Source organism: Gammaproteobacteria bacterium, from assembly GCA_019911805.1.
Taxonomy (GTDB): Bacteria; Pseudomonadota; Gammaproteobacteria; order Thiohalobacterales; family Thiohalobacteraceae; genus JAHJQQ01.
The window spans coordinates 1-1,886 of sequence record JAIOJV010000062.1; the positions used below are offsets into that span (position 1 = coordinate 1).

Below are 1,886 nucleotides of genomic sequence, written 5' to 3' on the forward strand. Positions count from 1 at the left end.
CGCCCTACCCGTCGACACCCGGCTCGACCGCTACCGGATCACCCAGGTACTGGGCGGCGGCGGCTTCAGCATCGTCTACCTCGCCGCCGACACCGAAACCGCCCAGCCGGTGATCATCAAGGAATACATCCCCAGCCGCCTGGCCGGCCGGCGCGAGGACCTGAGCGTCGTCCCGAAGACCGAAGACGATGCCGGTCGGTTCAGCCGCGGCCGGCAGCTGTTTTTCCAGGAGGCCAGTGCCCTGGCCACCCTCAAGCACCCGAATATCGTCAACGTGCTGAACTTCTTCCGGGCCAACGGCACGGTGTATATGGTGATGGAGTATCAGGAAGGGAAGAATCTGCAGGCCTACCTCACGGCCCGGCGCGGCAATCTGAGCGAGACGTTCCTCCGCACCGTGTTTCCGCCCCTGCTCGACGGGCTGGCACTGATCCACAGCCGGGACTTGCTGCATCTGGACATCAAGCCCGGCAACATCCACATACAACCGGGCGGCCAGCCGTTGCTGCTCGACTTCGGCGCCGTGCACGGCTTCCCACAGAGCCGCCAGAGCCAACCGGGGCAGATCATCAGCCCCGGCTTTTCGCCCATCGAACAATATGACGTCAACGGTTATGTCGGCCCCTGGACCGACATCTACGCCCTCGGCGCCACCATGCGCGCCTGTATCGAAGGCCGGCCACCGCCGCCCGCCAGGGAACGCCATGAGCGCGACACGCTGAAGAGCGCCCGCAGTGCCTTCCGCAAGCGTTATTCAGACGGTCTGCTACAAGCCATCGACTGGGCCATGGAGATCGATCCACTGCTGCGGCCGCAGGCGGTCGCTGATTTTGTGCTGGCGCTGGATGCCGAGCCGCCCGAGGTGGCGCCGGAGGCGCCGTCGACCCTGGGCTGGCTGGTCGGTAACCTCCCCTGGGGCAAGGGGTGAGCCATGGACTACACGGCCGGCCAAGCCAATCGCCTCGGCAACCGCGCGAACAACCAGGATCGCTGCCTGTTGCTCGATCATGAGGGCACGGTACTGCTCGCCGTCGCGGACGGCATGGGCGGCCATGCCCGTGGCGAGTTGGCCGCGCAGGCCTTCATCGACACCTTGAGCCAGGCGTTCCTTGGCAGCGAAGGATTGGAGGACCCGGCCGTCTCGCTGCGCGACGCCTTCCGTGCCGCCCACCACGCCATCCGCTGCGTGGGCGCGGCCCAGCAACCGCCCATCCAGCCGCTCACCACGGGTGTCGCCTGCCTGATACAGGGTGGCACGGCCCTCTGGGCGCACGTCGGGGACAGCCGCGCCTACCTGATCCGTGACGGCAAGGTGGCCTTGCGCAGCCGCGACCATACCCGCGTGGCCGACATGGTGGAGGCCGGCCTGATCACCGAACGACAGGCGCGCATCCACCCGCTGCGCAATCATGTCAGCCTGTGTCTCGGTGGCACGCCGCAGCCGCCCCCGGTCACACTGGGGCCGCTGATCTATCTCGTCGCGGGCGACATCCTCCTCCTGTGCAGCGATGGCCTGTGGTCGGCCGTCTCCGAGTCCCGCCTGATCAACCTCCTGGAAGACGCGGATACGGCACAGGCCATCGACCGGCTCGCCGCCGCCGCCGAACAGGCGAGCTACCCGCAGAGCGACAACGTCAGCGGCGTCGCCTTGCGCTGGGCGGGTGGACGACAATCTATCGAGGCCGACACCACGGCGAGTCGGGACGACGCGCCATCCTGCACGCAGAACGGTCTGCAAGACCCCCACCAAGACCCCCTGGAGCGCGCGATCGCCGAGATCGAGCAGGCGCTGAGCGAATACGGCGGCGAAATGCTGGGGAAGTGATTGCGGGATTCGGGATTCGGGATTCGGGATTCGGGATTCGGGATTCGGGATTCGGGATTCG

General features: G+C 67.1%; 2 protein-coding genes. Both read left to right on the top strand.

Annotation, left to right across the window (positions count from 1 at the left end):
* Positions 1–928: serine/threonine protein kinase (locus tag K8I04_07100; GenBank protein ID MBZ0071477.1), on the top strand; the 928-nt coding region annotated here is incomplete at its 5' end.
* 3 nt (positions 929–931) lie between these two features.
* A complete protein-coding gene (locus K8I04_07105; protein MBZ0071478.1) occupies positions 932–1,825 on the top strand; it encodes a protein phosphatase 2C domain-containing protein in 894 nt (297 codons plus the stop codon).
* The last annotated feature ends 61 nt before the right edge of the window (positions 1,826–1,886 follow it).